This window comes from Eisenbergiella massiliensis, from assembly GCF_003435485.1.
This window is the reverse complement of record NZ_QVLV01000009.1, coordinates 204,413-230,974: the sequence shown is the minus strand read 5'-3', so window position 1 is coordinate 230,974 and position 26,562 is coordinate 204,413. Positions and strand designations below refer to the sequence as shown.

Annotated in this window: 25 protein-coding genes; 6 read left to right on the top strand and 19 right to left on the bottom strand. The window is 44.7% G+C overall.

Features of this window, described 5'->3' with window-relative positions:
- Window positions 1–145: 145 nt before the first annotated feature.
- From DXC51_RS15060 to DXC51_RS15000, 12 genes are all read right to left on the bottom strand, one after another.
- Entirely contained in the window at window positions 146–2,608 is a 2,463-nt protein-coding gene (locus DXC51_RS15060) for a sensor histidine kinase (protein ID WP_147331837.1), read from the bottom strand.
- A complete protein-coding gene (locus DXC51_RS15055) occupies window positions 2,583–3,281 on the bottom strand; it encodes a response regulator transcription factor (RefSeq protein ID WP_021640364.1) in 699 nt (232 codons plus the stop codon). Before DXC51_RS15055 ends, DXC51_RS15060 begins: the two co-directional genes overlap by 26 nt.
- A gap of 612 nt (window positions 3,282–3,893) precedes the next feature.
- Complete coding sequence (gene galE / locus DXC51_RS15050) at window positions 3,894–4,910, bottom strand: UDP-glucose 4-epimerase GalE (protein WP_021640363.1); 1,017 nt, start codon at window positions 4,908–4,910, stop codon at window positions 3,894–3,896.
- A 78-nt stretch (window positions 4,911–4,988) separates the two neighbouring features.
- Window positions 4,989–5,906 (bottom strand): nucleotidyltransferase family protein, encoded by a 918-nt coding sequence (locus tag DXC51_RS15045; protein WP_025487468.1) that lies wholly within the window; start codon window positions 5,904–5,906, stop codon window positions 4,989–4,991.
- 473 nt (window positions 5,907–6,379) lie between these two features.
- Window positions 6,380–7,453: an acyltransferase gene (locus DXC51_RS15040; RefSeq protein WP_025487469.1), complete on the bottom strand. Its 1,074-nt coding sequence runs from the start codon at window positions 7,451–7,453 to the stop codon at window positions 6,380–6,382.
- A gap of 294 nt (window positions 7,454–7,747) precedes the next feature.
- The gene (locus DXC51_RS15035; protein WP_025487470.1) at window positions 7,748–8,416 is read right to left on the bottom strand and encodes a flavin reductase; all 669 of its coding nucleotides are present in this window, start codon (window positions 8,414–8,416) and stop codon (window positions 7,748–7,750) included.
- Between the two features lie 67 nt (window positions 8,417–8,483).
- Entirely contained in the window at window positions 8,484–9,227 is a 744-nt protein-coding gene (locus DXC51_RS15030) for an SDR family NAD(P)-dependent oxidoreductase (protein ID WP_025487471.1), read from the bottom strand.
- Window positions 9,228–9,479: 252 nt separating this feature from the next.
- A complete protein-coding gene (locus DXC51_RS15025) occupies window positions 9,480–10,253 on the bottom strand; it encodes an MBL fold metallo-hydrolase (protein WP_025487472.1) in 774 nt (257 codons plus the stop codon).
- Window positions 10,254–10,372: 119 nt separating this feature from the next.
- Entirely contained in the window at window positions 10,373–10,948 is a 576-nt protein-coding gene (locus DXC51_RS15020; protein ID WP_021640355.1) for an HD domain-containing protein, read from the bottom strand.
- A 57-nt stretch (window positions 10,949–11,005) separates the two neighbouring features.
- Window positions 11,006–12,349, bottom strand: a complete 1,344-nt coding sequence (gene aspS / locus DXC51_RS15015) for an aspartate--tRNA(Asn) ligase (RefSeq protein ID WP_025487473.1) — start codon at window positions 12,347–12,349, stop codon at window positions 11,006–11,008.
- Between the two features lie 951 nt (window positions 12,350–13,300).
- Window positions 13,301–13,567 (bottom strand): hypothetical protein, encoded by a 267-nt coding sequence (locus DXC51_RS15005; protein ID WP_025487475.1) that lies wholly within the window; start codon window positions 13,565–13,567, stop codon window positions 13,301–13,303.
- Window positions 13,568–14,375: 808 nt separating this feature from the next.
- Window positions 14,376–15,164, bottom strand: coding sequence for an SGNH/GDSL hydrolase family protein (locus DXC51_RS15000; protein WP_044914062.1), 789 nt, complete (start codon window positions 15,162–15,164; stop codon window positions 14,376–14,378).
- Between the two features lie 534 nt (window positions 15,165–15,698).
- Here DXC51_RS15000 and DXC51_RS14995 point away from each other — a divergent pair.
- Entirely contained in the window at window positions 15,699–16,511 is an 813-nt protein-coding gene (locus DXC51_RS14995) for a hypothetical protein (RefSeq protein WP_025487477.1), read from the top strand.
- Window positions 16,512–16,554: 43 nt separating this feature from the next.
- On the opposite strand, the gene DXC51_RS14990 is transcribed toward DXC51_RS14995, so the two are convergent.
- The 7 genes from DXC51_RS14990 to DXC51_RS14950 form a co-directional block, all read right to left on the bottom strand.
- Window positions 16,555–17,052 (bottom strand): DUF6773 family protein, encoded by a 498-nt coding sequence (locus tag DXC51_RS14990; RefSeq protein ID WP_025487478.1) that lies wholly within the window; start codon window positions 17,050–17,052, stop codon window positions 16,555–16,557.
- Window positions 17,036–17,254: a helix-turn-helix transcriptional regulator gene (locus DXC51_RS14985; RefSeq protein WP_025487479.1), complete on the bottom strand. Its 219-nt coding sequence runs from the start codon at window positions 17,252–17,254 to the stop codon at window positions 17,036–17,038. Before DXC51_RS14985 ends, DXC51_RS14990 begins: the two co-directional genes overlap by 17 nt.
- A gap of 23 nt (window positions 17,255–17,277) precedes the next feature.
- On the bottom strand, window positions 17,278–18,303 hold the full coding sequence (locus DXC51_RS14980; protein ID WP_025487480.1) for a CPBP family intramembrane glutamic endopeptidase: 1,026 nt from the start codon (window positions 18,301–18,303) through the stop codon (window positions 17,278–17,280).
- A 400-nt stretch (window positions 18,304–18,703) separates the two neighbouring features.
- Entirely contained in the window at window positions 18,704–19,384 is a 681-nt protein-coding gene (locus DXC51_RS14970; RefSeq protein WP_243003212.1) for an ABC transporter permease, read from the bottom strand.
- Window positions 19,385–19,640: 256 nt separating this feature from the next.
- Window positions 19,641–20,834 (bottom strand): site-specific integrase, encoded by a 1,194-nt coding sequence (locus DXC51_RS14960; RefSeq protein WP_009587548.1) that lies wholly within the window; start codon window positions 20,832–20,834, stop codon window positions 19,641–19,643.
- A gap of 78 nt (window positions 20,835–20,912) precedes the next feature.
- Complete coding sequence (locus DXC51_RS14955) at window positions 20,913–21,116, bottom strand: excisionase (protein ID WP_015527885.1); 204 nt, start codon at window positions 21,114–21,116, stop codon at window positions 20,913–20,915.
- Window positions 21,116–22,177, bottom strand: coding sequence for a replication initiation factor domain-containing protein (locus DXC51_RS14950; RefSeq protein WP_278336981.1), 1,062 nt, complete (start codon window positions 22,175–22,177; stop codon window positions 21,116–21,118). The genes DXC51_RS14955 and DXC51_RS14950 overlap by 1 nt, the downstream gene beginning before the upstream one ends.
- 486 nt (window positions 22,178–22,663) lie before the next feature.
- Between DXC51_RS14950 and DXC51_RS14945 the strand changes: the two genes are divergently transcribed.
- The 5 genes from DXC51_RS14945 (at window position 22,664) to DXC51_RS14920 (ending at window position 26,361) form a co-directional block, all read left to right on the top strand.
- Complete coding sequence (locus DXC51_RS14945; RefSeq protein WP_009587591.1) at window positions 22,664–23,335, top strand: helix-turn-helix domain-containing protein; 672 nt, start codon at window positions 22,664–22,666, stop codon at window positions 23,333–23,335.
- Window positions 23,336–23,612: 277 nt separating this feature from the next.
- Entirely contained in the window at window positions 23,613–24,137 is a 525-nt protein-coding gene (locus DXC51_RS14935; protein ID WP_243003211.1) for a hypothetical protein, read from the top strand.
- A gap of 213 nt (window positions 24,138–24,350) precedes the next feature.
- Window positions 24,351–24,953 (top strand): Type 1 glutamine amidotransferase-like domain-containing protein, encoded by a 603-nt coding sequence (locus DXC51_RS14930; RefSeq protein ID WP_009587616.1) that lies wholly within the window; start codon window positions 24,351–24,353, stop codon window positions 24,951–24,953.
- A gap of 63 nt (window positions 24,954–25,016) precedes the next feature.
- Window positions 25,017–25,760, top strand: a complete 744-nt coding sequence (locus tag DXC51_RS14925) for a hypothetical protein (RefSeq protein ID WP_009587569.1) — start codon at window positions 25,017–25,019, stop codon at window positions 25,758–25,760.
- A gap of 25 nt (window positions 25,761–25,785) precedes the next feature.
- Complete coding sequence (locus DXC51_RS14920) at window positions 25,786–26,361, top strand: hypothetical protein (RefSeq protein ID WP_010775384.1); 576 nt, start codon at window positions 25,786–25,788, stop codon at window positions 26,359–26,361.
- Window positions 26,362–26,562 lie beyond the last annotated feature (201 nt).

The following is a 26,562-nucleotide window of genomic DNA, read 5'->3' as shown; positions in this document are numbered from 1 at the left end:
TTTAAATGGAATATACGCGAAGAGCTTTATTTTAAGGCCGCGCTCACAGAACTAAAAATGCTTCAGGACCAAGCCGTCTGCTTAGCCCTGAAGCATTTTTTATAATAGCTTCTTAATTATAATCCTTCTTTCAGTCAGCCATTTATTATTCTTCCGGGCTCACTGCTTTAAATGTTACATATGCAGTGAACAGATCCGCAATAATAGCAATCCGGAAGGTTCCGCCGCAGGCCTCTGTAAAGCTCCGGGCAATGGACAGGCCCAGCCCGCTTCCGCCGTCCGTACGGCTGCTGTCGCCGCGGGTAAAACGCGCGGTATAATCAATACTTCCGTCCAGCTCATCCGCTGATGTATTGGTGACGCTGGCCGTCAGCATGCCGTCCTCTCTTTTCAGGGCAATGTATACCCGTGACCCGTCCAGGGAATATTTCAGGGCATTCTGAATCAGGTTCTGGAATACCCGGTACAGCCGCTGGCCGTCAGCCCTTATAAACTCCTCTTCCTCCGGAATCTGCGCCCTGACAGTAACACAGGAGCTGTGTATCTCTTCCTCCATATCCGCCATCGTCTGTCTGAGCAGCTTTGCAAAATCAATGGTTTCCAGCTTTACGGGCAGCTCCCCGGATGCCGCCTTGCTTACCTCAAATACATCCTGCACCATGGTTTTCAGGCGCTGGGATTTACTTTCCAGAATGGAAATATAGTCCTTTACATGGTCCGGCAGCCCCTCTTCCTCCTTCAGCAGCTCCACATAGCTGATAATGGAAGTCAGCGGCGTCTTTATATCATGGGAAACGTTGGCAATCAGCTCCACCTTCATCCGCTCGCTCTGCAGCTGTTCTTTGATGGCCTCCTTCATTCCGCCCTGTATTTCATTCAGATTGGTTACCGCATCGTGGAGATCGGAATCCTCCGGAAGGTACAGGGGCGCTTCCATATCGCCTTCCCTGACCGCACTGATCTGATCCACCAGATCCCCCATATCCTGCGCTTCCCTGCTCAATTGCATCAGATACCTGATTTCAGCGGCTGACACACCCACAATGCCAATGACCGCCACTACAGTCAGCGCCGCCCAATAGGAATATTCCCCGCGTACCCACGCAACTATGATAACCAGCAGGATAATAATTACAAATGCGGACAAGAGCATTATTTTACGGTAACGCCTGAGCATGCGCTGCTGGAACGGGTACTGCAGCTGTTTTACCGCCAGGCTGTGCCGGATACGTCCGCAGAGGCTGTTGTTCCAGACATGCCTGTTATAACAGGCATCATTAAGTGCCAGCCAGAGCATCCAGAATACCACCAGCTCCAGCGGAATAATGCGTTTCAGGGCATATTCATAATAAATGTCGGGATTCAGGCCGCCGTAATATACATTATTAATCATAGGGATGAACTGATACACCAGAAAGCCTGCGGGAATCAGAAAAATCAGGACCTTTACCTCGTACCACAGCTTTCCTGTAAAAAATGCCAGCTTTCTGTCCGCCTGCCTTTTTTCCTTCCTGAAAATCCTGCTCACAAGCAGGAAAATTGCAGCAGCAGCCAGTGTAAAACAAAAGCTGCCCATCTCATCCCTTGTTTCCTGCATATCCTGTACAATCTGGTACAGCCGGTTTCCGCCGTCATAATAGCCATAGCCATCTCCATAAAAGGCAACCGTATAAAGCTGTGGATCATCAATAGCGGCTATTGTAATCCTGGCCTTACCATATTTTTCATCCACGGGGAAATTCTTATAGCCGGGCACAAACCAGCCGCCGTCATTACGGTATTGGCCGTCCCCGTAAATGTTCAAATCCTTTCCGTTCTTCTTTATAGTGACCTTCTCTCCGTCAAAATAAAGGAGGAAATTGTATCCGTCCGGCAGTTCGCCTTTTTCCCCATCCAGCGCCATGCCGTCTGCATTGCTGTAGAGGATTTCATCATCATACACAATCGTATACAGGAGGTTCTTGCATTCCTTCAGCATTTCATGGGCTTCGTCCGCCGCCGCTTTGTTATCCGCCGGCTGTCCCTCCTGTGGCTCACCAGCTTCTCCCGCCTCCGGCTGCAGTTCATTCGTACTCTCTTCCACAGCTGACTCCGCTGCCTGCCGTTCATCCGCCCTTTCCTCAGCAACGGCTACTGCAGCTTCAGAGTCCTCAGCTTCCGAAACTGAAGTTCCTGAGGTTGTAGCAACTGATGTAGAATCACCGGGCGCAACATCTGAGGTTACAGTAATATGCGTAATGGAAGACGAGTCACTGCTTCCCAGGCTCCCCTGTACACCGAAGACCGCTACATTTCCATAGCCAAAGACCTCCGTCCCCATGCTCCTGCTGTAGGATATCGCCCTTGTCTGCTGTTTCTCTGTCCAGGAAAAACTGACGCTTCCTCCGGAGGCCATGGCGAGGAAGTCCTGCAGATAGCCTTCCATATAAAATTGGAAGGCGGATGTATTCTGATAATCCGCCTGCAGGGCATCCGGGATATCCTGACCCAGTTTTCCGCCGGCAGCTGCAGCCGTCAGCCGGAAAATATCAACCAGAAGCAGAGTCATTCCCAGAAAAAAGGCCATTGCTCCTATCCATCTTTTACTTCTTTTCCATTTTGTATCCAATTCCCCATACCACCTTTAAATATTCTGGCTCCTTCGGATTCAGCTCTATCTTTTCACGGATACGCCTGATATGTACCATTACCGTATTTTCCGGGGCATAGGCTTCTTCCTCCCATACACGCCGGTAGATTTCTTCCGCGGGAAATACCCTGCCCAGATTCCGCATCAGCAGCTCCATGATTTTTGTTTCCGTAGCCGTAAGCTTTACCGGTTCCCCGTCCGCATAAAGAACCCGTTCATTTGTCCGGAAGCAGAGACGGCCGTTGGTCAGTTCCTCCGTCTGCTCTGAAGCGTGGATATCGCCCAGCCGGGTGTAGCGGCGCAGATGGCTTTTTACCCTGGCTGCCAGCTCCTGCGGATTATAGGGCTTGGTCACATAATCGTCGGCTCCCATGGATAATCCCAGAACCTTGTCGGAATCCTCGCTTTTGGCGCTGAGCACAATGATGGGAAGATTCCTTTTCTCCCGGATTTTCATTACCGCTGACAGGCCGTCCAGCCGGGGCATCATCACATCCATGATGAGCAGCTGCACCTGATTTGAAGCCAACATATCAAGCGCTTCCAGGCCGTCGTAGGCGCGCAGCACCACGTAGCCTTCCTTTTCCAGCAGAATGGCTATGGCTTTTACGATTTCCCGGTCATCATCTACTACCAGTATACATTCATTCATTTCAGGACAGTTCCTCCTTTGAGCTTGGTTTTAGTGTAAACCGGATGTCTTACAAACATGTGGGGGGGATTCTTACAAAAATCTTAACAATCTGGGGGGGTGTGAGTTCCGTCGTCTCTGCGGCGCTGTGTATGGCAGGCCCGGCAGGGGCAGGGGGTGGAGCCGGGCACGCTCTCGCTCGGTTAAAAACGCAGCGGTGCTAACGCCGCAAAATACGCGGCGTAAGAACCGGCGTTTTTAGACGACCCGGTTCCACCCCCTGCCCCTGCCGGGCCTGCCATACACAGCGCCGCAGAGACGACGGAACCGGTAGGTTGTGAAGGGTTTTTGCAGGAACGTTGTGTTGAAAAGGCAGCAAAGAGGTGTGAAGGGGTTGGTTTCTTTGTGGTTTGATTTTTTACTAATGGGGATTGTGGTGTGGGGTTGGTTTTAGTTTACTACAGAATGCCGGGGTTCACAATTGGAAAAAAGAAACTGTGCTGTGAGGGTGCTTGGGGTGGGGAGGCGCGCGGTGTCAGGCGTACAAAAAGAACGGTTTGCAGCTGTTGTTTGGGGAATGCTGCAAACCGTTCTGAGGTGATGCTTTTGTATTAAAAAGCTTTTTGTATTTTATCAGTCTTCGTAGCCGTTGGGATTCTGGGACTGCCATTTCCAGGAGTCGGCACACATTTCTTTGATGCCGTATTCCGCTTTCCAGCCGAGCTCTTTTTCTGCTTTGGAAGCGTCAGAGTAGCAGGTGGCGATATCGCCGGGGCGGCGGTCTCTGATTACGTAAGGGATTTTAACGCCGGTTGCTTCTTCGAAGTTCTTTACGATATCGAGAACGCTGTAGCCTTTGCCGGTGCCCAGGTTGTAGATGTTGAGGCCGGATTTGTCTTCGATTTTCTTAAGGGCCTTTACGTGTCCCCTGGCCAGGTCTACTACGTGGATATAATCTCTGACGCCGGTTCCGTCGGGGGTGTCGTAGTCGTCGCCGAATACGTTAAGCTCTTTCAGCTTGCCTACGGCAACCTGGGTGATGTAGGGCATCAGGTTATTGGGGATGCCGTTGGGGTTCTCGCCGATGGTTCCGCTCTTATGGGCACCGATGGGATTGAAATAGCGTAAGAGAACTACATTCCATTCATTATCGGCTTTCTGGATGTCGGAAAGAATCTGCTCCAGCATGGATTTCGTCCAGCCGTAAGGGTTGGTGCACTGTCCCTTGGGGCATTCCTCGGTAATCGGGATAAATGCAGGGTCTCCATAAACGGTTGCGGAGGATGAGAAGATAATGTTCTTCACGTTGTGCTTACGCATAACGTCTACCAGCGTCAGGGTTCCTGCGATATTGTTTTCATAGTACTCCCACGGCTTGGCAACAGATTCGCCCACTGCCTTCAGCCCTGCGAAATGGATACAGGAATCAATTGTTTCTTTTTCAAAGATTTCGTTCAGGGCATCCCTGTCAAGAATGTCCGCCTTATAAAAGGGAACGTGCTTTCCTGTGATCGCCTCTACACGCTGTAAAGATTTCTCGCTGGAATTGCTGAGGTTATCCAGAACGACTACGTCATAGCCCGCGTTCTGCAGTTCCACTACTGTATGGCTGCCGATATATCCGGCACCGCCTGTTACTAAAATTGCCATGGTTTCCTCCTATCCGCCGTATGAACGGCTAAAGCCAATGATTCGCAACAGTCCAGAAAACAAAACTGTTACAATAATTTACCATAAAACATCAGGATATACGCCGTCTGCTTTCAGTTTGGCAATGGATTCCATAACGAAAGGCTTATCTTCCTTATAGGTTACGCCGAACCATTTATCCTTAGAGGAGAGCACTTCTACGGTTGCCTTGCCCTGCTGCAGCAGCTTATCCACTTCGATGGGAAGGAAGCATTCCGATTTCAGAGGGTTCTTCGGAACCTCATTCTCAAAGAAGCTGTTTACCGCACTTTCCAGTTCATCCAGGATGCTTGCGGAAAAGCCCCACATATTCATGGATACGGGTGTGTCAAGCGGAAGCGGTACATAGGTTGCTCCGTCATCCTCCGTATAAGCGGCCCCGTCCGCCGTCTTTACAATCTTGGTACGTTCTGCAATGGTCTTCAGGAATCCGTTTTCATCGGTGACACAGCAGCCTCTTGCCACGGAACCATTCTCAGTCAGGGTATTGCCCAGTTCATAGCCTACCATCGCATAGCGGTATTTCTCATCGTCCTGATGGGTTGTCAGGAAATCGTACAAGGTCTGGAAAGCGCTTCTTCCATAATAATCATCTGCATTGATTACTGCGAAGGGGCCGTTTACCACGCCCTTGCAGCACAGAATCGCATGTGCTGTTCCCCAGGGCTTTACTCTGCCCTCCGGAATCTGGAATCCTTCAGGAACCTTGTCCAGCTCCTGGAATACATATTCCACATCGATATGCTTGCTGACTATGTCACCCACGCACTCCCGGAAATCTTTTTCGTTTTCCTTCTTAATGATGAAAACTACCTTCTGAAATCCTGCCCTGACAGCATCATACATGGAAAAGTCAATAATCTTGTGACCCTTATCGTCTACAGGGTCAATCTGCTTCAGTCCGCCGTAGCGGCTTCCCATTCCTGCTGCCAGAATTACCAATACCGGTTTATCCATATTCTGCTCCCCTTCTGCGTGCTTTAACACGCTGAAAAAAGGGTCTGTGAAGCTTGCATCCATCCTGTGAAGTTGTTGGATTGTTTCTGTAAAGTCTGCAGGCCTGCTTCACTTTACCCTTTCATTTTATACGGGAACCAATATATACCGCAACTCTTATTTGTTAGGAAGAGCTGTCAAAATGTTAACATGGTTCCCTTAAGTTTTTATTACCCTGCCGGAAGGTTTTCTCCGGCCGCTATCGTTATTATAGCATAAGCACAGATGGGAATCAAATTGCCAAAAATGCCTTTTTTTGTCACGTTTAGTTTTGGGTTACTGTTTTTTCCCTTTACAGTTCCTGCCGGAATCCATCCCAAACCGCCTCCGGCGCTGGGTTGGGGGCACTCCTGGAGCACTTTCTTACGGCTGCGGCGTAAAGGCGCGGATTTGCCTGAATGGTAATGAAGCTCTGCTGATTTACCGGTCCTGGCTCATCCCGTTACAAGGTGTTTTATAACCGGTATTTTTTCCAGAAGGAGGGTGAGGAGAAAGGCGGGTATTATCAGGGCAACTGTTTTCAGCAGGTTGGTTCCTATGTTAAAACCGGAAAAAAGCAGGGCCATATAGGGAACCAGCATCCATCCGAATATCCAGTGCAGGTAATAGATACCGAGTGTCCTGCTTGCCACCGCGGTAACGGCGGCATTTATGGCCCGGTTTCTTATTTTCAGGCCGCGGCAGGCGAGGAAAATGCCTGCGGCAAGAAGAACCACCGGAAGGTGGCGGTAGCCCTGGACAAGAAGGATGCCGTCCCAGGCCGGATTTTTGCTGGTGTACCATTTTACGCCCCACATACCCAAAAGTCCTGCAGCGGACAGAAGAAGTCCGAGAAGACGCTGTGCGGTAAGGCTGTTTTTAAAGGTGCCCGCTGTGTGGAGCCAGGCGCCGAACAGGAAAAAGCCGAGCATATTCGCATAGGTGCCGAAGGGATTGAGTATTTCCAGTCCTTCCAGGGAATATACGCCGATCAGGCCCTTGGCGCAGAGTGCATCCAAAAGCATCTGCAGGCCGGTCAGGCCGTTGGTCATCAGGATGCCGAAAGCGGCAAAAAAGAGTATGATTTTTCTTCCTGCCTGATGATCCCAGGCGATGCGGAACAGGGGGAATACAAGATAAACCGCCAGCAGGGCTTCAATAAACCACAGATGGCCCGTTCCGATACCGTCCAGGCTGCCAAAGGTGAAAAGATAGGTAAGAATCTGGTTCCTGCCAAAGCCCAGCGGAGAAATTTGGCAGAGCGGGCCGACGGTAAAGAGATAGATAAGCCTCCAGGCAACAAGTACAATATAAATCAGGATTGTTTTCCGGATGTGTTTTTCCAGCTTCAGCGGCCTGGTGAAAAGCAGCGCCCCGTTTACCATAAAAAACATGGGGACGCCAGACCAGCAGGCTACCATGAGGATATTGGCGGGCACAGTCTCCGAAAGCAGGACGAAATGGCAGAAAACCACCAGGAAAATTGAAATTACTTTGATGATATCCAGATACTGGATTCTCTTTTGCATGGCTTGCTCCTTTTATTCTGTAAGCTTTATCTGCAGCAGGGAAAGCGGGCCGCAGTTTTGCCCCGGGTGCGCTGCGGCTTCTTTTTAAAGGGGCAGAGTACCCGGGCTGCGGTGCTGTAATCAATTGTATGATACATTCTCGGGAAAAGCAACCTTCCGGCAATTTTTACCGGGCTGTATTATGGCATAACAAAAGGACCGGCACAAGCCGTTTCCCAGGTGGTACGGACTGGTGCTGATCCTTATTTTTCATGTTATATTGCTTACTCTGTCAGGTGAGCCGGTTCTGTCCGGTCATTCCACCTTCTTGAATTTATCCGCTCCCTGGCCACAAATCGGGCACTTAAAATCTGCGGGAAGCTCTTCTCCTTCGTATACATAACCGCATACCTGGCATATCCATTTTCCGGTTTTCTTTGCATCACCGGATGGTCGGGGGCTTTCTTCCGCCGCACCGTCCGCCTCGGGAAGGTAGGTCGGCGCATTCTTCGGGGCTTTTCCCCTTATTACCTTATGATAATAAGCGTAAGTCATCGCCGCGCTGTCATTTCCATAGCTTTCCGCTTCCACCACTTCTCCCAGGAAAACAGTATGGGTCTGGGTTTCCATCGTATCAATGACACGGCAAACCACATAGCCGCAGGAATCCTTGATTACAGGAAGCCCGGCCGCCATTTCATAATCCACATTACTGAATTTATCCGTATCCCGGCAGCTGTGGAAACCAAAGGTTCCGATAATGGCGGGGTCGGATTTTTCTGAAAGTATGGAAAATGCGAATTTCCCGGTCTTATCGATACAGGAATTGGTATAGTTATCATGGTTTACGCTAACCGCAATGGTAGCCGGATCCGATGTAATCTGCATAATGCTGTTGGTAATGCATCCTACCGGACGGTTACCATCCATTGAAGTTGTAACATAAACACCGTAGGACATGTCTCTGAAAATCATTGTATTCATCTTTTCACTCCCGTCTGTGCACTGAAGCACTCATGTACTGTTGTTACCGATACCGGCTTTTTCAGGCTCAGGTCATTGCCGCGCCGTCTACCGGAATTATGGCTCCTGTAATATAGGAGGCCATATCGCTTGCCAGGAAAAGGAACGCGTTGGCTATATCCTCCGCCTCTCCCAGCCTTCCCAGCGGAATCGTCCTTACTATCGGCTCTATCACTTCCTGAGGAACCGCTTCCATCATATCCGTACGGGTAACGCCGGGCGCTACCGCATTGACACGGATATGATCCCTGCCAAGCTCTCTCGCCAGAGATTTGGTCAGACCGTTCAGCGCAAATTTGGATGCCGGGTAGCCCGAACCGGCCGGCTGTCCGTAAAAGCTCACCATGGAGCTGGTATTTAATATCACACCGCCGCCATGCTCCCTCATAATTGCTGCCGCCGCCTTGGAGCAGCGGAATACGGAATTGACATTCAGATCCATAATCCTGTCAAAATCCTCCGGGTTATAATCATATAAGCTGTCTCTCGCAGATATTCCTGCATTGTTTACCATAATATCGATTTTGCCGTATTTTTTCTTAACGGAATCCAGCGCCCGGGCTACTTCTTCGTAGCTTCCCAGATCCGGAGCCATGCCGGTAACCTGCCAGTCCGGATTATCCTGGCGAAGCCTCTCAAGCGCCCTGTCCACGGTTTCCTGTCTTGAGCCCCAAAGGACTACGGAGGCCCCGTTTTCCAGAAACTTTTTCACTATAGCATAACCGATTCCTCTTGTTCCCCCGGTTACTACTGCAACCTTACCTTTCAACATAGTGCTTACCCCCATTTTATTATTTTTTTAAAAATAATAATCATTACTGATTTTATCATACCATAATCTGCCTGGTTGTCAAGCATCTTCCTGCATTCTCCGGCCATATTTATTTATAAAAAAACCGTCTGATAAAAGCTTTCCCGCATCCTTCGGAAAACATACTTTTATCGGACGGTCTTACTGCTTCTTTTGTGGGTTTTACAGCGCTATGGGCTTTACAGTGTTACAAGCTCTACAGCGTTATGGGCTTTACAGTGTTACGGGCTTTCCGGCTTTGGGCTTCACCACTTTGATTTCCGGATGCCTTTCATCCATGGCCTTTTTAAACGGCCGGGTATCTACCTCCTCGGATACGGGCGGGAACGCGTCGTCGAAATGGTCCAGCAGAATACGCGCCGGCTTCAGGCGTTCCACAATTTCCATGGCTGCTTCCGCCATATTTTCCTTCCCCTGATAGGGAAGTATGAGAAGATCCGCATTTTCCGGATAAACTGTGTCCGGATCCAGCTCCATGCTCCCAAGAAGTAAAATGCGTTTCCCCTCCGCCTCTATCTGGTAGGCTGCCGTTTCGCCCTTTTCCGGGAATCTGGGATGCGCCCAGGCCAGAAACAGTGCATTGCGGAAATATCGGAGCAGCCTCGGGTTTAACAGCTTCCTGAAAACCGTTTTCGCACAAAATGACGTATGCTTTCCCTTCAGAACCGTTATCCTCATATTCCCCTGACGCCAGCTGTATCCCGGTTCCACTTCCACCAGGCAGCCTGTGTCTTCCACCCATCCTTCCAGGGTATTCATCACAGCCCGGGTGGCAAAAACCGTGGCATCGGCCTGTTCCAGGATTTCCGGTATGAAAAAAAGATGATCCACATGTCCATGCGTGATGCAGATATCCGTTTCCTGCACAAAATCCTCCAGATTGTTCGGGTTGCTTGCTCCGGCCAGTTCCACAAAGGGATCGAACAGAAGCCGCTCTCCCTCCGACTCCAGCAAAATGGAAGCTGTTCCATACCAGGTAATTTTCATCCTTTGTCGTCTCCTTCTTCAGGCCCTTCATATCAGGCCAGGCTGTGTTTATTATAACGTAGTCAGGGAAAAAACTCTACCCGTTCTTTTTCTGCCGCGCTTTTATTTCGCCTTCTTTTTCACCCTCCTTCTTTTTCATCCTCCTTCCTTTTCCCTGTGTCTGTATCCAGAATCTGTCTGAATTCCGCAAGCAGGGGATCTCCGCTAAAATATTCCTGTCCGTACTCCAGATTAAAATCATAATCAAAACCAGCCGGGTTGCAGCCCTGGTTGTGCTGCATAATGGTTTCCGCCTTATCCAGGGCTTTTACCAGGCGTGCCTCTTTGCTGACTGCTTCATTATATTCCTTCCACAGATCCATATATTCTTTTTCCAGCTGCGGAGGGAGGAGCGAAAACAGCCCGGATGCTCCTCTTTCCTCCGCCAGATATTTTTCCCCGGGATCAGGACGCAGCGCGGCGGAGATGTCGCCTTCCCTGATTTCCCCAATATCATGAAGCAATGCCATTTTTATCACTTTCAGGCTGTCCAGCCGGGGATATTCCTCCAGGATGACCATAGCCAGAAGGGCAAGCCTCCAGGAATGCTCTGCCGTGCTCTCCTGTTTTCCTTCGCTGGTCCAGGCGGTACGGAGTACATTTTTAAGCTGCTCCGCTTCATTTATAAATTGTAAATAATTTTTTAATCTTTCCATTTTTTTCTCCTGTTTTTCTCCGTCTTTCTGCCATCGCCCGGGCCGCCGGAATTTATATCAGGGAGTGACCCTGTGGATATCCCTTGGGAACAGGGATGCCTGGCGGATATTGTCCAGCTCCAGCAGGCGGGCCGTAAATCGTTCCAGGCCCAGGCCCAATCCGCCGTGAGGAGGCATTCCGGCCCTGTGTATCCAAAGATAGCTTTCAAAGAGCGACGGATCCATTCCCATGCGCTTCATTTTTTCCAGCTGGACGGAATATTCATGGATGCGCTGTCCGCCGGTCGTTACCTCCAGTCCCCGGAACAGGAGGTCAAAGCTCAGTGTTACCGCCGGGTTTCCTTCGTCCTCACAGGCATAAAAGGGACGCTTGGCAGTCGGGTAATGGGTAACGAATACAAAATCACTGCCGGTTTCCTTCTTTATGAGCCGGGACAACAGTTTTTCTTCCTCCGGTTCAAAATCATCCTTTTCACTGGCCGGACGGCTATAAGCTTTGGCAACCCATTGTTTGGCCTCATGAAAACGAATGGACGGGATTTCCCCTGTTTCCAGCAGTTGCTCCGGCAGCCGTACCTTCAGCAGGGCAAGCTCCGGCGCGTATTTTTCCCGGAGAAACTGCAGTGCGCTACCAAGCATGGCCGCTTCCATCCGGCAGATATCTGTAAAACTGTCAATATAGCCCATTTCAAAGTCCACGCTTGTATACTCGTTCAGGTGTCTTGCGGTATCATGCTTCTCCGCGCGGAATACCGGGGCGATTTCAAAAACTCTTTCATATACGCCAACCATCATCTGCTTATAGAACTGCGGGCTTTGCGCCAGATAGGCGTCCTTGCCGAAATAGTCCAGATGAAAAATATTGGCGCCGCCCTCCGCCCCCTGATATACGATTTTCGGTGTATGGATTTCGGTAAACTGTTCCTGTTCAAGAAAATTACGAAAGCCTCTGCACAGCCCTTCCTGAATTTTAAAAACTGCTCGCTGCTTTTCATTTCTCAGAGTGAGCGGCCGATAGTCCAGTATGGTTTCCAGGGATGCATCGATTTCTTTCCCATGAATGACCACCGGCATTTCCGCCTCTGGGGAAGAAAGGACTTTTATTTCCGTCAGATGAAGCTCCCAGCCTGTGCGGGAACGAGGCTCCTCCGTCACAGTGGCTTCGGCCCGGATACAGGCTTCTTCCTTAAGCAGGCCTTCTATGTGGCACTTTTCAGGTTCCAGGATACACTGGATGAGGCTGTCCGCAGTGCGCAGGATGAGGAACGAAAATCCGCTCATTTTCCGGATTCTGTGAACACTGCCATGCAGAACCGCCTGCTTGTTCAGGCTGGCTGCAAGCTGCTCCAGGGATGGGTTGTTTATCATGGGGGATGCCTGTATTTTTTCCAAATGAATCATGATTATATTATCTCCTTATTGGTGTATGCAAAACATGGGTTACGTTTATTATTTAATCCCGCTGGCTGCGGGACAAACAGACGTGTCAGCCTCACGGCTGCCGCGCGTGTACTGATTTAAGGAGATATGAAATCCATCTGGACATCGTCTTTATGTCTCATTGTACCACATCCTTTCCATAGGGGATATCAACCAGCAGGGGTTTTCTGCGGGTTATCAGCAGCCGACCGGCCGGAAGCCGGTAATGCAAAAAAGCAGCGGATTTGAGGGCGCTTTTAAAATCACATATTCTCATTCCTGCAGGCAGGGGGAGTGTTTTTCCTGTTTCCGCTATAAGGTGCCTGTTTTTGAGTAAAATAAAAAAGCCCTCAAAGGTAAATTTCATTACCAGTGTGGACTCTTTTGATTGATAAAAAACAAAAGTTATTTATTCCACACAGGTACAACACGGAAAGCGCTTGTACCTGCGATGATTTCTACATCAGCCGATACAAACGCCGCCTATCGTCGTCCCTGTGAAGTTTGCTGTTCAGACTTTTCAGCATGGCTTGTGCCTTTCCGGTATGAAAGCTGGCCTGGCAGAATTTATGGTAAACGGATGATCTGCCGGCGAACTGATACCTGCCTGTGATTTTTGTTTATATTAGCACTGGCCGGCGGATGTGTCAACTGGGGAAGGGAAAATATTTAACGGCAGACAGGAGATTTTTTATGAGGGAAGCTTTTTATTTGCGGAAAGTCTTTATGCTGTGAATTAATTTGTGTGGTAAATTGGTATTTTTTATTGTTTGTGTAATAAGCTCATTACAGTTCAGGCACGTCTGCACATTTACTGTGCCGACCGTAAGAAAGTGATTCGGGAGTGGGAATTGCAGTGTCAGTATGTGTGAAACAGAACTTTATGTTTCTATTTCCCTTGTTCAAATAAACTTGAATTGTCCGGTTTTTTGATTAATGCTGCAGCAGTTTATTAATATATTCAATTATTTGTTGCTCTAATAAATTGTATTGCATGGGATCCACATCTTCAAAACATTGATTAAGTGCGTAAAAAGGATTGTTGGTCCACTCTATTATCCAAAAATCAGATAAGGCCGTCATCTTGTAAAATTCACCTTGGAATTCCCAGCAATAATCTGATGGAGAGAGAAGAATTTTGCTTGCTCCAAGTTCCTGGAATCTGTTTTCTACAATTTTTTTAATTTCTGGTGCTTTCATTTTTGGGGTTCCTGTTAATTGATTTGTTTGTTATTTAGTTGTTTTAAAAACGTAATAGAATTAGTATATGTTGTATCTTTTTATAGAATAAACAGTTAAGTGTGTTGGAGTATAACATAAGCAGGGATAAATTGTGAGGACTGCTATGTGCGTATCTTTATTAGAACGAGTAAAACAGGGGAAATCCAACATTATATTAATACTTATTCTATCTGCTCGGTCGCAAGACCGAGACCAACAAGGGTCTGCAAAACGCCTACTGCTGAATTATTTCAATCCACTCGGTCGCAAGACCGAGACGATTCCCCATAAGCAACAGCAGAATAATCGCAATATTTCAATCCACTCGGTCGCAAGACCGAGACAGCAAAACTAAACAACTACTAATCATTCTATCACCATTTCTCTATACATTCCACACATAAAAAACTAACCCAGCTTACTTTTATTCAATTTTAAATCCATATTCAAACAAAACATAGTCTTTCCCAGGTGCGAATCCCCCGGGGATTTCATGTGCACTTCATATTCGCACTAACTCTCATTTTCCCTATAAAGCACCTTAGCCGCTTAAGTTTCAGATCCTTACTACCCATTTCCCCCAATCTTACCTGCAAAAATTCCCAGCTATCCACACACTAGCAGAATTTTTCACCATTTGTACACACTGAATTATAAAAATACATCATTCTAAACGGTTTATAATTTCATTAATTACAAATATATTTATCTCCGCAGCCACTGCCCCATTCCACAAATACCCGCAGTAAAACCACCTCTGCAGCAGCTCTGTTCTCCCCGCCATATCTCAATAATTAGTTTCCACTGCCTGCAGCCTGTCTCCCATCAGCATTTTCAGCCTGGCCGCAAGCAAAGAGGCAATGACTTCATTGCCCTTATCAGAAGGATGAAGCCCATCATATGTAAAGTCGGCGGCTTCCGGCAGATAGGGATATTCATCCTCATCAAAACAGACCGGATATTTTGTATATTCCGGATAAGGAAGATTCCGGTAGCCGCCAGGCGTTTTTACCCGCTTAAAGCGTACCACATTTTCCGGCGTAAAACCTGAAAGATCATGCAGATTCAGCGCAGGTATCCCTTCCTCACAGCAGGTTTCATAAATGGCCTCAGCAATATCAGCCAGCCACTGCCCCTGATCCGGCAGATAGCTGCCATGGGCATTGTTCAGAGGATCCAAAATATAGACAAAATCACCCCGTTCCACAGGATTCATTACCAACAACTCTGCTTCCGGTGATTTTTCCCGGATATGGGATATTAAAAGCCCCAGGTTACCAAGAATAGTGCCTTCCTTTTTCAATCTGAAATCCTCTCGTTTCCCCAACGGTACGCCGCCATGCCAGTCGTTGGTACCAAGAAGAACCGTATACAGATCCGCTTCCGGCAGCTCTATCCTGATCCAATCGGGCGTGGAAGAACCATTCATTCCAATGTTTATAACTGACAAATTGTCAAAATATCCGCATGTCCGCGTCAGATACCCTTCCTTCACCCGGTATGCAGTTTCATCCAGATGGTCGTTTAAGTAAGTGAAGGAATCACCGATAGCGCACCATTTGATTTCTTTTTTCATATAACCCTCATTTCCCGGGCGTGAGAACGCCCTTCTTATTCTTATGATTTCAAAATACGATTTTGACTGAAACACCGGCATCATATCCCCTGCCGCTGTCCCGTTAAAACCACCTGCAAATACAAACAGATTTATTATTTACACAATTTTATTTCTCTTTCTGCTGACACTTTATCATATCCTTTCATCCACTGCCACTGTTAATTGAAATTTATTTTATAACTATTCGCAGGTCAGCACATTTACTGCACTGACCGTAAGAAAATAATTCAGAAGTACCAAAATTCATCTTCGAAGGCGCTTCAGGATGGATTATGGCAATAACTGAAAGAGTTGAACCGTTACTCTGCTCAGTTTAAAAATACAATTTAGACACAGCCTATGTACAGCTGCTTCCATTATGGTATAATAATACAAAAGAAACGTTCCTTCATTTACGCTTGAATCTCTGCTGCATTTTTTCACGCCGCCCCAAAATATTCCTGAAAAATATTCCTGAAAAACATATCCTCCACAAAAGAAAGGAAATCCAACATGCAAATCAGCAGACAGACTATGCAGCTTCAAACCGTCGAGATCCTGAAAGCGCTTTTTGCGCTGCCAGGCTTTGATTCGGTTTCCATTAAAGGAATTTCTCCCGCATCCCCCGATGATTCCCAGGCTGTTTTGTCAGCTATTGATGCTTCCTGGCATGACATACTCAGCGATGTGGATTTTAAGGTCCGGATTGCAGTCCATCCTTCACTGCGCAGCCTGGCAAAACCGCTGAGCCATACCCTTCTGTCCCTCATGGGACTGACAGATGGAATTCTCGGCCTCACCCTCCAGGGAAATGCCTGTGAAATACAGGAAGAAGCGGTGGAGACAGTACGCCTCTGCCTTGCCACCGGGTATCGTGCGGATATCATATTTGAAATTCAATGGAATGAAAATGTCCCTCCTCTGTCAGCCTGTGAAAATGCACCCTGTCCTTCCCCCTGCGACGCTTTCTGGTTCATTGCCGTGCAGGCATTGGGAAAGCTTCTGCGCAGGGATTATCTGATTGCGGATCATCTTGCCCACATGCTGATTATGGAAGGGCTGGTTCTGCAGATGGAAATGCGGGATGCGAAATACGGAACCAATATCCACAGATACGGCTATGGTGAAGTCCCGGCCTATCAAAACACCGATACGGAAGCCTTCGCATTTCTTTTTGATAAAACGGAACCCGCAGGACGCAGGACAGCAGAAAATCTCTGCCGTGCAGCGCTCACCTACAATGCGCTTACCGGCAGAGATTCTTCAAATGAGTCCAGGCGTGAAATTTTCTTTGCACTCTGGAACTGCTATTTACAGGGACTTTGACGGGGAGTCAACTCGATTCGCCGTCAAAGCTGCCCTTGTCAGCCTAATCCTCCGCCTCATCCTCCATTTCGTCTCCCATTTCTTTTTCCAGTGCATCCAGCATTTTCTGTTCCCGGTGTTTTGAATAAACACCAGTCAACGCCATAACCGTAAAAATCATAACAAACTGCACTGAGGCAAAAATGATCGTGGCCGGCACCAGCGTTCCCATAACATCTTCCCGGAAAATTTCATTATTCCGGTATCTGCCAATCACAAAAATCACAGTAAAAACAACTGTCCCCGCCAGGCCTGCCAGGAAATAATTCTTCATACAGGGCTTCAGCCAGGTGTCCCAGATTCCTTTTCTCGTGGTTCCGAAAATGGAAACAACACAGCCTGTTATAAATGCGGCCAGCTCCCATGCGTATTCCCGGACATCCCGTTCCAGAATATAACTCTGTACAATGATGGATATCAGCAGGATGAGCCACATCGCCCAGAAGGCGGCCTGCTCAGATTTTAACAGATCAATATGCTGTCTTTCATCTATTTTTTTCATCTTCGCTCTCCTCCTCCCAGAACAGGTCATCCAGCGTTTTCCCAAGTGCCCTGCATATGCTGATGCACAGCTGCAGGGATGGATTGAATTTTCCCGCCTCAATCATTCCTATGGTCTGCCTGGTCACTCCTACGGCGTCAGCCAGCTGCTCCTGGGAAAAATCTTTTTCGATACGTGCAATTTTCATTCTTTTGTTTTTCACCAGCCAGCCTCCTTTTTCCGGTGCTACTGCAGCTTCTCTTCCCCGGCGCTCTGCTCCTGTTTTCCATATATTTTGGTAAAAATAAACGGAACAAACAAAATACAATTCAAAATAAGAAGAATAAGCACATCTCTCCACGCAATCACCTGTCCGCTGATGACATCCGCGCTCCCTGCGATAACGGCAACCAGATTATTGTTCAGATAATGCATAATAACCGCAACCCAGATATTGCAGGTCTTCATCTGTGCATAGCCAAAGAATATAGCGATTCCGACACAGGTTATCAGCTGGCAGACAATGCTCTGCAGCCAGGTCTGGGGGCTGTAGAAAAACAGGTTGATAGGCAGGTGCCAGAAGCCCCAGAAAATACCCAGCAACAGAATACCTGCGCGCTTTCCGAACCGTTTCTGCAGCATCGGCTGGAAGAAGCCCCGCCATCCGTACTCCTCTCCGAAAAATGCAGTGTATACCAGGAAGAAATTAAGGGGCAGAACCAAAAGATTAAGCCATGTATAGGGACTCTTAAACATTTCAAAAAACATCCCCGGTTCGCCTTCAAATAAATAGCTTAAAAAAATCCGGAGGAAATATAATCCCAGGAAAATCAGGACATAAAGCCAGGGCCTTCTTTTCTGTCCGTCTCCCAGGCTCAGCCCGTACTTTCTTCTGACCTCCTTCTTATCCAGCCAAAGCAGAAGCCATAAAACAATGCTTCCTAAAATTATAATATACTGACTGATTAATGCTAACTGAATTTCCGGCTTAAACAGGCTGGCCACAGCGCATCCTGCCATAACTGCCGTCAAAACCAGGAAGCCGGTAAAGAACTTTATGGGCACCTTCTCTTCTTTTTTCCGGGTAAGCAGGACAGCAATCATAACGCCTGCCGCCGGATAATACATCTGGGCGTTGGGAAATGCGGAAACATCATTCCCCCTGTAAAAACTGATACCCATAAGAATTCCCATCAATACGGGCATACCAAATGCAACTGCAACAAAGATCCATAGCTGTTTTTTTTCTACAGCAGTCCATTTTGTCTGCATAAATAACTCCTCCTCTATTCATTATGTAGCGCTGCCGGAGGATGTTAAACCGGCAGCGCTTTTCCTGACCTTCCCCGGTGATTTTCAACGCTGCACTGTTATGGGAAGGTATTTCTCTTATATTGCATATGATATACTATACTGTTCTTAATGTCAATTATATTTTACATTTTATCATTTTCACTTTACATTCAAGTGAATATTACAGAGCAGACATATACGGTTCAACTGCTCCCCATAAATTGAATCTTCTTTCATTTTTTCCTGTTAACTATAACTACAGCGCGGCCTGTTTTTTTGATAAAAAGCATCCATAAAACAGTTACAAACAAATCATTCCTGACAAGTGGCACCTCCCTGTAGAATATGCACCAGCCATACACATATTCCGCACAAACCACTAAGAACTCACACTATTATACCGTTTCAGCCCTGTTTTCCACAAAAAAGCTGTAATTCCCCCGAAAGCCGTGACCACAGCGATTCCATAGATCCACATTTTCAAGGTCCCGTCACCGCTTAAGTACATTGTAGGGAAAGTCGCAACAATGCCATAGGGAAGTATCACATAAAACAGAAGCTTGTAAATTCCCCGGAAAACAACACCAGGAATTTTCATGCACAGATCGATTCCCGCCTCCTCCAGCCTGGTAATGTTAACTGTGGAAACCAGGAAAAAAGTAAGGGATCGGATAATTACCTCCATCTCATACCAGAGCACAATCATTAATGTCACCCAAACTAAATAGCCCAGGACATGCCCCGCTGACACTCTCAGCCCGCAGAGCCGGACGCCGTACCATAAAATGCACACACTCAAAGCCACCAACGGAAGCGAACCCGGATTCACCTGTTCAAAACTGAGCCGCAACAGCGGGCTTACCGGCTTGGTAAGGTACAAATCGATATCTCCATTTCTGATTTTACCTGAAATACCGTTCACTCCGAAAAAATAAACCACCATATTCACCGCATTTACCAGAGAAAAGGTTCCGATAAAAATAACCATCTCCCCCTTTCCCCACGGTCCTATGGTATCAACATTGGCATAAATTGCCTGGAACACGATCAACTGTATCACAAACAGACTTCCGTCCACGAAAAAAGGCCCCCAGAATCCCAGCCGGAACATCATCAGATGCTGGAACCGAAGTTTGATTAATTTATATTAAATTATATATGTCTTTTTGACTATCTTTTTATATCTTCCTAAATGTCCGCAAAGCCTTATTTTATCGGCTCTACGGGCATTTTGCTTTTGTGGTAAACCTCGCATATCTAGGTCTATTTTCTTATATTTTCCCTGTCAATCGTGGTTAAAATCGTGGTAAATACTTCTATGCGATTAGACGCTGAACCTCTGATTTTGCGGTATCTATGGACGCATGAGCGTACCAGTTCATTGTGATACTAATGTTTGAATGTCCCATGATATACTGTAAATCTTTTGGGTTCATGTTCTTGCTTGCCAGTCTTGTGCAGAATGTATGGCGTAGCGTATGCGGTGTGATATGTGGCAAGGGATTGTCCTTGTGGTGCTTGTTATATTTCTTTACCATACGGACAAATAAGGCGTTGTAATCAATCGCAACTTTGGGCTTGCCTTTATGATTGACAAATAAGAAATTGCTCTGTCCGTCTATCACAAATGGTTCTGCCTTTGGGCGTTTCTTCATAACTCGTTGAAATGCCTGTATTGTTTCTCTACTTAATGGCACTTGTCTTATTCCGCTTTTCGTCTTAGGCGTTTCAATATAATAGCCCTGTTCCTTGCTCTTTAGTAACTGGTGGTCGATAATTACAACTTCATTCTTGAAATCAATATCAGCTACTGTCAGTCCGCACAGTTCCGAGATACGAAGTCCAGTCTTTAACAGTATCAGCACATCATCATAATGCTTGTGATACACATTGTCTGTCTTGATAAATGAGAGTAAGGCTTGTTCCTGTTCCTCTGTCAATGCGACTTTCTCTTTGGTATCATTTTCTAGGACTTCACTTAACTTGAAATCAAAGGGATTTTTCCTTACGCAATCGTCTTGTATGGCGATATAGAATGACGCTTTTAACGAGCGTTTATGGTTGTTAATGGTATTGTAGGAAAAGCCTTTGTCTTTCATGCGTAACGCCCATTCTTTAGCGTCAGAGGGCTTGATTGTATCAATACTCCTAGCACCTAACTTGTCCTCTTTCAATAACCGCATGAGTTGTTCCCGTTGTTTCTGTGTGCTTTTCTTCACATTTGCCCTTTGTGCGTTCTGTTTGGCATAAAGTTGGCAAAGCGTCATTTTCTTGCCTGTGCTGTCGATACCGTCCTCAATATCTCGTCTTATCTGCTGTTCCAGTTCTCGAAGTGAGGGTTTTTCCCGTTTTCCCTTTGGTGTCGGGTCTGTGGGTGTCAATCTCCAAGCATACACATATTTTGTGTTTCCAAATGCGTCTACATATTTATATAAGTATTTCCCGTCTGTTCGTTGGCTCTCTCCAGTATGCAGGATACGACCTTTGTTATCCCGTCTTTTTTCTTTCATGGTGTCTGCTCCTTTCCTTGTTGGAAAGAGCCTTGATATGACTTGTGTTCATCATAACACATACAAGGCTCATTTGCATTAGATTGCGTTCAATTTGTCAATGACCTGTTCAAATTGTCGGCGTTTAATCTGTATGCGGTTGCCATTCATAATGAACCAGCCAGCGTCCTTGTTTTCCTCTGCCAATCGTCTTAACTTGTTTTCTCCGATACGGAAATACCTTGACGCTTCTTCAATGGTAAGGGTGTATTTTTCCCATACAGGAATATCGTTGTTATTCATCAGATACCCCCTTTCCCATGTTTCGTGTCATACTGGATATAGGGAATAAGGTCGGTGCGGTTTATCCTCTGTAAATGAGCGGTTAATTTACTGGAAAGGGAATTGCTGTATCTTGCCTTATCAAGCATAGTTCCCACTTTTTCCAGTCCACCTAATGCGTCATGTTCTTCCAAGAAGTAAAAACTTTTGACAGCGGAAATCACGCCACCCTCTGTGAGCCATTGCTGTGTTTCTTCAAGGGAATTTTGCTGTTTTGGTACTTGCAGTTTTAAGACTTCCACAGCCCCTAAAAAGCGTTCCCAAAACCGACAAGTTTTCCACCTGCTCTTATTACTTTCGTTTCTGTTTGGTACGACAAAGCGTAGGTTGTTTGCCAATAGCCCGAAAGCCAGTTCTCCAAGTTCCAGCGGTCTGTCATTGAATGTCATGGCAAAAGCATGAGCCTTATCATCACGCAGTTGCATTTCTGTCCGTTTCCAACTGCCGACTTCCTCAAGCGTCTTATTATGTTTTGAACAGACTTCCTTATCCTTATCATAAAAGCGATAGGACAATCCCGATTTTCCAGCACCGATATAAACAGTCTTTGCGGTGTAGAAATCATCAAACTTGCTTTCGTCAAAGTGGTAGCCCTCACTATTAGAAATAAATTCCTCTTTTTCGCATTTCTTCTTTATCTGCTCTATGGTAAAGAATGGCTTTTCGTTCTTATCATCAATGGCAATATCAAGTCTTGTGAAATGGAAGTTATCCAGTCCGTATCTTCGCTCACAGCGTCGGAACATATCACCAAAGGTATAATTCCTACTGTCGAGAATACGGAAAATATCATCACACCCTCTGCCAGTCATAACAAGATAACAGCCTAACCCTTGTGGGTTATCCTCTGTTTTTCTTGCGTCCCCCGATACATAAATATCTCCAATCTGCCAGCGTGCTTGATAGGTTTTGTATTTAATGCTTGCCGGATAGACATTGAAAATATCAGTCGGTAAACCTAAAATGTGCATGATTACATCTTCAGTGGTTGCAGTATCAAATACAATGCTGATGTAATCAATCTTAACGGATAAATTTTTGTGTGTAGTTATAGTGCATTTATCCTTTCGTACTTCCCGTTTTTTTGCGGAGTAAAAATCGTGTTTTTTCCTTTATTTATCACAGTTTCTAGGTACTATGACATGTATGCGCAGGGCGGTGTTACATATACGCCCTTTACGAACGCCTAAAGGCGTTCCCTTTCCAAAAGGAACTGTCTGTCCGAACACGTCTGGGGGACGTGCCCCGTCCAGCCAGCCCCTTTTGGAAACCACTATTTTCGGTCTGACAGTCCATGCTTATTCATGCTATCAAAGTGAAAATATATCTTCTCTATGCTTACTCAAGCGTGTGATTGACCCTAGCGTGCTTAATCACTCCATCTGATACGATAATAACGCCATTAGAATTACTTGTCAAGAAGTTTTTGTTGACTTTTGGATATATATTAAGTATGATATGCTTATAAATGCCAAGAGAAGCAACGAAAGGAGCGGTTATACTAAGTTATGGAGCATTATGAAAAGAAAATCAGTTTCTTAGGAGAAAACATACAGACCATAAGAAAACACAGAGGAATGAAACAACAGGAACTTGCGGACAAAATCGGTATCAATATGCAGAGCCTTTCCAAGATTGAACGTGGTGTGAATTATCCTACCTTTGATACATTAGAGAAGATAATGGACGTGCTGGGTGTAACGCCCAATGAATTATTGTCGGGAGAATGGAAGTATATCGACCATACCGAGCCATATATTATGGATATTATCAAACGGGAACAGGACTTCAATGTTTCCTTAGATTATCTGTCTGAAAATGAATTTTTCGATGATGAAAACGAATACAAATTTTACATGGAAACCATATTGATTAGGTACATCAGCAATTATCTTTCTAATGAGGTTGTAGAAGTGGAAGAACTTATGGAAATCAAACAGTTGATACAGCGTCAAAAAATAGAACGCATGATGAAAGTACATAAGGAAATGCGAGGTTTAGACCGATACAGAGAACAACCGAAAGAGTATAAATATCACAACCCTTATGATGACTGGATATTCCGTCAACTTGCAGATGTAGATAACAGAAAAAACATTCCTAACACTTCTCCACAAGTAGACTTTAACGAGGGAGATTATGAAGATTATCTAAAGGCGAAATGGAACAGAGGTCTTTAATTTCCTCTTGAATGGAAGATACAGCAAACAAAAAGCCCAGTAAAGAGTGCAAAGCACCACCATTGGTGGCAAGGCTCTTGACAGGGCTTTTTCTTTTCTGTGGTGGGTAATCAAGAGGAAGAAAGAAAAAGTGTGTATGTTCAATGCAGAAAATATTCAAAGGGTATGCTGATTTTTATTGTGGCGGATATATGGAACTGTTATAATATGGGTATGAAAAAAGCGACAAATTGGAATTTTTGAAAGAACAGTATTATTCATATTAAGAGGAGGCGAAATGATGAATGGACAAATGTTTCAAATTGCATCTATTGTAGCGACGAGCAAAAAAGCGTTGCAATTATCAGAACCAATTAGATTTTCTCAATTAGAATATGAGAATAAAATTGAATTTATCTTTTTACCTCAAAAGAAATTTTTAAGGACAGAAAAATATACCGCTTCTAATGTTTCATTGTGGTTTGAACAAATAAAGAAAAGTGGGATACAGGATATAAAGTTGCTATGTCCATATTCAGTAAAGGATAGACAATTTTTAGGATTTTCAAATACAACAGAAAGTTCCATTTTGTGTTTTTACAAAAGCGGAAAAGTAACATACTTTACTGCTGATTGGCAATTTGACTCTATGCAAAAAAATGGAATATTCTATATTCAGAGCATGAGTGGACTAATCCACCATCAAAAAAACCATATTTTGAGAATAACATTAACTCATTTCGAGATGTATTATTATCGATTAAAGAATTGGCTAAAAAAATTGAGTGTGAAAATTTTGCTAATATTTTTACTTCTGCTATAAACCTTTTAGATGGCTATAGCGAATATCTGGGTTCGTGGAATGATAGCCCAGCATATATGGCTCACAAAAAAGGGTTATCTGAAGAATACGAAACTCTATCTTCTGAGTTGTTAAAAAATGTAAGACTTGCTATTTTGTATGCCATAAATGAATGGTAAGATTATAAGCCTATATTTCATATGTGTAAATTAGAATTTATAAAGGAGAATATTGATGAAACTATTTTTATGTTCGCACTTTTCAAGTGTGGGAAGTCTGATAAAGGAAGAAATTGAAAATAAGAAAGTCGCATTTATTCCAACAGCTTCACTGCGTGAAGGCTACATCGGTTATGTCGGCTCGGCTCGAAAATTATTCAAAAAGTTGGGAGCAATCGTAACTGAAATTGATATTTCAACGGAGGCTTATTCAACGATACAGTCTGTTTTTGAAGAAGCAGATGTGATATATTTTACCGGCGGAAATTCTTTCTTTCTTATGGACCAGCTCCGTAAAACGGGAGCTGATGGGCTACTGAAAAAGGAATTGGCAAATGGAAAATTGATGATCGGCGAGTCGGCAGGCGCAATTATATGCGCTCCAAGCATCCAATATATCGAGCAAATGGATGAAAAGCCAGAGGACTACTCACAAGAAGATGATGCAGGGCTTGATTTGATTGATTTCTATGTTCTTCCGCATTATCTTACAGCACCATTTAAGAAAGTTACCGAGAAAATAATGACTGAGTTTTCGGATTTGAATCTATGCCCAATTAACAACCGTCAGGGAATTGTAATTGATGGTGAAGGTTCAAAGGTTATTTGCAAAGACTAATTTGAAAATTCAAGTTTGTAGAACTGTATTAAATCATAAAATCACATTGGGGGGGTGGCAATTATGCGATATAAAAAAATTGTATTGAGTATTATAGCAAGTGTGCTTTGTCTGGGACTATTAAATGGTTGTAGTTGCTATTCGCATGATTTTAACTCTAGTGAAGAAGCACAAAAATATATCTTATCCAAATTAAAGGGCAAATACAATGAAGAATTTATCATTACAGAAGTAAAGGAGTACAAAGAAGAAAAAATAGGATTAAACTGGATTAGGGCAAATGTTTCTAGTAAAGAAAATTCTTCTCAAATTGCTACTGTATATGCACGAAATACTGGATTTTTTGAGGATAGTTATCATGTTTATTACTATTCTGATGAAATAGAAGAACTTGCAACTCCTTTATTTCAAGATAAACCTTTTATAAGAAATTATCAACTTGAAGTACAAGGGCATACAACAACGACAGAATGGAATGGTAAGGAAAGTGTAGAAGAATATCTGAAAAAAAGAGAGTATGAAATAGAAACAAGTATATATCTTAATGAGGGAAAAACGGACGAGGAATATGCAGAAGAAATTTCCTATATCATGCAGGAAATTATAGAAAGTGATTTGGTTTTTAATATTTCAGTATATACAAATGATGATAACATTATTTTCTATTCTCTACCAGAACAGCACAGTCAACCAGATGTAGAAGCGATTTTAGAAAAAATGGAAGATGTTAAAAGACAACAAGAAACAAAAAAAGATTATAAGGAATGGAAAAAACAAAATCAAAATAATGAAACAAATTCTGATTGAATGTTGTAATAGGAGTGATTAGACAATGAAATTTTTTCTTTATTTTTTAACAATAGCATTTGGTATAGTATGTTTTGTAATTATGAAAAAGAAACGCTATAAAGTCATGCCACTTATCTGTTTGATTATGTTTATTTGTTTCATTGGCTTTGGAATTATTTCCTTAGTATATTCATTTGTTCCATATGGGGAGATATTTGTGATGCCATTAGGATCTATTGTCTTTGGTTTGATATCTATTTTGGTTGGAGTAAATGATTTGTATTCTTTATTGTGTTGTAGAAAAAAAGTGGACGGCGTGTATTGTGGCTACAACACATATTATGGTGGCAATGGTATTTCTACACAAGCTCCAGTATTTGAATATACATATAACGGAACATATTATCGTGAGCAAACAACACAGAATATATCTCATAAACGATTAAATAAGGGTATGACGCAAGGAAAAATGTATAGCATATATATTGACCCAAAACACCCAGCAGTATTTGTTCTGACTAAAAGAATTAGAATAGGAACAATAGTCGCAATAATATTAGGGTTATTTCTATTTACTGGTGGAATTGATTTCTTCTTGCCTATGCTATCGGGTCGGTAGGAGACACCTTGTTGGTAAATTGTCTGATAACTTCATACCCCTACATACAAAGCAGTTAGTCTTATGATTGACTGCTTTTTAAAAAGACACCATTTAGGTGTAATGATGTCTTTTGGGTGTTATTTTATAGTCATATCAAGGCTCATTCAATCGTGGTAAATTAGTGGTAAAATGAATGGTTTTCTATACTCCAAAATGCTT

Excerpts from the sequence above, each read along its gene's own strand:
- DXC51_RS15020 (WP_021640355.1), bottom strand. The coding sequence starts at position 10,948 with ATGGAAAGATTAAAAAATTATTTACAATTTATAAATGAAGCGGAGCAG.
- DXC51_RS15030 (WP_025487471.1), bottom strand. The coding sequence starts at position 9,227 with ATGTTGAAAGGTAAGGTTGCAGTAGTAACCGGGGGAACAAGAGGAATC.
- DXC51_RS14945 (WP_009587591.1), top strand. The coding sequence starts at position 22,664 with ATGGAGCATTATGAAAAGAAAATCAGTTTCTTAGGAGAAAACATACAG.
- DXC51_RS14925 (WP_009587569.1), top strand. The coding sequence starts at position 25,017 with ATGCGATATAAAAAAATTGTATTGAGTATTATAGCAAGTGTGCTTTGT.
- DXC51_RS14990 (WP_025487478.1), bottom strand. The coding sequence starts at position 17,052 with ATGAAAAAAATAGATGAAAGACAGCATATTGATCTGTTAAAATCTGAG.
- DXC51_RS14955 (WP_015527885.1), bottom strand. The coding sequence starts at position 21,116 with ATGAATAACAACGATATTCCTGTATGGGAAAAATACACCCTTACCATT.
- DXC51_RS15025 (WP_025487472.1), bottom strand. The coding sequence starts at position 10,253 with ATGAAAATTACCTGGTATGGAACAGCTTCCATTTTGCTGGAGTCGGAG.
- DXC51_RS15035 (WP_025487470.1), bottom strand. The coding sequence starts at position 8,416 with ATGAATACAATGATTTTCAGAGACATGTCCTACGGTGTTTATGTTACA.
- DXC51_RS14960 (WP_009587548.1), bottom strand. The coding sequence starts at position 20,834 with ATGAAAGAAAAAAGACGGGATAACAAAGGTCGTATCCTGCATACTGGA.
- galE (WP_021640363.1), bottom strand. The coding sequence starts at position 4,910 with ATGGCAATTTTAGTAACAGGCGGTGCCGGATATATCGGCAGCCATACA.
- DXC51_RS15040 (WP_025487469.1), bottom strand. The coding sequence starts at position 7,453 with ATGCAAAAGAGAATCCAGTATCTGGATATCATCAAAGTAATTTCAATT.
- DXC51_RS15000 (WP_044914062.1), bottom strand. The coding sequence starts at position 15,164 with ATGAAAAAAGAAATCAAATGGTGCGCTATCGGTGATTCCTTCACTTAC.
- DXC51_RS15055 (WP_021640364.1), bottom strand. The coding sequence starts at position 3,281 with ATGAATGAATGTATACTGGTAGTAGATGATGACCGGGAAATCGTAAAA.
- DXC51_RS14930 (WP_009587616.1), top strand. The coding sequence starts at position 24,351 with ATGAAACTATTTTTATGTTCGCACTTTTCAAGTGTGGGAAGTCTGATA.
- aspS (WP_025487473.1), bottom strand. The coding sequence starts at position 12,349 with ATGATTCATTTGGAAAAAATACAGGCATCCCCCATGATAAACAACCCA.
- DXC51_RS14920 (WP_010775384.1), top strand. The coding sequence starts at position 25,786 with ATGAAATTTTTTCTTTATTTTTTAACAATAGCATTTGGTATAGTATGT.
- DXC51_RS14995 (WP_025487477.1), top strand. The coding sequence starts at position 15,699 with ATGCAAATCAGCAGACAGACTATGCAGCTTCAAACCGTCGAGATCCTG.
- DXC51_RS14935 (WP_243003211.1), top strand. The coding sequence starts at position 23,613 with ATGATGAATGGACAAATGTTTCAAATTGCATCTATTGTAGCGACGAGC.
- DXC51_RS14980 (WP_025487480.1), bottom strand. The coding sequence starts at position 18,303 with ATGCAGACAAAATGGACTGCTGTAGAAAAAAAACAGCTATGGATCTTT.
- DXC51_RS15005 (WP_025487475.1), bottom strand. The coding sequence starts at position 13,567 with ATGAAAGCACCAGAAATTAAAAAAATTGTAGAAAACAGATTCCAGGAA.
- DXC51_RS15045 (WP_025487468.1), bottom strand. The coding sequence starts at position 5,906 with ATGGATAAACCGGTATTGGTAATTCTGGCAGCAGGAATGGGAAGCCGC.